The sequence below is a fragment of the Collinsella aerofaciens genome, from assembly GCF_028206795.1.
Classification (GTDB): Bacteria; Actinomycetota; Coriobacteriia; order Coriobacteriales; family Coriobacteriaceae; genus Collinsella; species Collinsella aerofaciens_AX.
In genome coordinates, this window is the sequence record NZ_JAQLFJ010000024.1 from 1 (window position 1) to 2,384 (window position 2,384).

The 2,384-nt window shown below is 57.1% G+C and carries 1 protein-coding gene and 1 rRNA gene; both read right to left on the reverse strand.

Going from position 1 to position 2,384, the window contains the following annotated elements; all coding sequences use genetic code 11:
- Positions 1–333: 333 nt before the first annotated feature.
- Positions 334–2,028: a phospho-sugar mutase gene (locus PMX70_RS10030; RefSeq protein WP_271740662.1), complete on the reverse strand. Its 1,695-nt coding sequence runs from the start codon at positions 2,026–2,028 to the stop codon at positions 334–336.
- Between the two features lie 247 nt (positions 2,029–2,275).
- Positions 2,276–2,384, reverse strand: a 5S ribosomal RNA gene (rrf, locus tag PMX70_RS10035); the annotation flags it as partial.

Sequence of the window (2,384 nt, forward strand, 5' to 3'; positions counted from 1 at the left end):
TTTCTCGGGGCCGCCTCTCGGCGGCCTTGCGAAAAACAAATCCAAGTTAGACCATTTCAAATGGTTCGATGTCTGCCCGGATGCGACACTGAATGTGTCCATCCTCGCAGTATCCGGTTCTCAAGGTGCACGCCTGGCGGCTGATCCGGTCCGACCGGGCCGCGCGGCAAGGAGATATATTGCCAGACCGGAGGGGCCCCGTGGGCGGGAATCTGGGCGTACACATTTCCTACACATTTTGTGATTCTCAGCTGTGTTTGCCGGTAATAAAGAGGGGACCTCGTTTCCGAGATCCCCTCCTCCGTCTAACTGTAGAAATAGGCTTTCAAAGCCTTAGGCCAACAACTTGCGACCAGACTCCTCAATCGCGTCAAGTGCGGCATCAGCCTCGGCGGCATCCGCGCCCTTAGCGAAGATGTACAGCTTAATCTTGGGCTCGGTGCCGGAAGGACGAACAATACCCTTGTTGCCGCCCTCAAGATCGAACTCAATGACGTTAGCCTTCGGCAGGCCGTTCACGCAGGTGTTGTAATCCACGACAGCCTCAATCTTGGAACCGGCGAGCTCCGCGGGCGGGTTCTCGCGCAGACCAGCCATGATGCCGGCCATCTTTGCCGCACCCTCAGCGCCCGGATAGCTCAGCGAAATCGTCTTGTTGTGATAGTAGCCATACTTCTCGTACAGCTCGTGCATCGCATCTGCAAGGTTCTTGCCCTGGAGCTTGTAATACTGCGCCATCTGGCAAATCAGAAGAGAAGTGCTCACGGCGTCCTTGTCGCGCACGTGGTCACCGGCCAGATAGCCGTAGCTCTCCTCAAAACCGAAGATAAAGCGATTGACCTCGCCAGCATCGGAAAGAGAAGTAATGATGTCGCCGATGTACTTGAAGCCCGTCAGGCAGCGGCGGAGCTCAAAACCGTACTCGTCGGCCAGAGCGTCAACCATGGCGGAAGAAACGATAGTAGTGACAGCAACCTTCTTAGTGAGGTCCTCACCGCGAGCAGCGCGGGTCTTGCAGATATAGTCAAGCAGCAGAACGCCCATCTCATTGCCGGTCAGCAGCAGATAGTCATCGCCATTCTTAACGGCAACGCCAACGCGATCGGCGTCAGGATCGGTTGCAAGCAGCAGATCGGGGTGAACCTGCTCGCACAGGTCAATGCCCTTCTGCATGGCCTGACGAATCTCGGGGTTAGGATACGGGCAGGTCGGGAAATCGCCGTTAGGCTCCTTCTGCTCGGGAACAACCGTGACATCAGTGATGCCAGCGCGCTCGAGCACCGTCGTGACGGGAATGAGGCCAGTGCCGTTAAGCGGAGTGTAGACGAGCTTAAGCGGAGCGCCAGCGATCTCCTCGGCAGAAAGGTTAGTCACGCCGCGGGCGAGAACGGCGTCGTAATAACGCTCGAGGCACGAGTCATCGATCCATTTGACCAGACCCTGCTCAAGAGCCTCATCGAAGTCCATGGACTTCGCGCCGGTGAACGTATCGGTCTCGGCGATAGCCTTAGAAATTGCATCGGCGGCCTCGCTGGTGATCTGGCAGCCGTCGGGGCCATAGGCCTTATAGCCGTTATAAGGCGCCGGATTATGACTAGCGGTCATGCAAATGCCACCGGAGCACTTAAGGTCGCGGACGGCCCAGGAGAGCGTCGGCACAGGAGAAATCTTGGGATACACGAGGGCAGTCACGCCGTTTGCTGCAAGAATGGCAGCCGTCGTCTTGACGAACAGCTCACCTTTATTGCGGCTATCGCGAGCGATGGCGACCGTCGGATGCTCGAAGGTCGCATTGAGGTAGTCAGCGAATCCCTGGGTCGCACGACCGACCGTATAGATATTCATACGGTTAGTGCCCGCACCGATAGTGCCGCGAAGGCCGGCAGTACCGAAGGCGAGATCCTGGAAGAAAGCGTCGGTGATGGCGTCCTCATCACCCTGCTCCTTCATCGTGTTAAGCTCAGCGAGGAGCTCCTCGTCCTTGACATTGGCAATCCAAGTATCAAGCAGCTCATGAACATCTGCCATATGAGTCCTTCCGTCACAATCAATAAAACGACCCGTGTAAAACAGGACAAGCGCAGCAGTGCGCTAAAGCAAATATTAGTCCATTGAGAACAAAGAACCGACCACAGAACGGTGAACGTCTATATTCAGCGGTGGATGATTAAACTGATTTAATTGCATATGGAATGTTGCCCGTAAACGCAAAAAAGGGGGAGGCCGCGAGGCCTCCCCCTTCCAAGTTCAAGCGTACGGCTCGGTGCCGTCCACCGGTCAGCGGCGCCCTGGCCTCCCACGGGCTGACCCCGCAGTACTCTCGGCGCGATGGGGCTTAGCTTCCGGGTTCGGAACGGGACCGGGCGTGCCCCCCATGCTCTGGC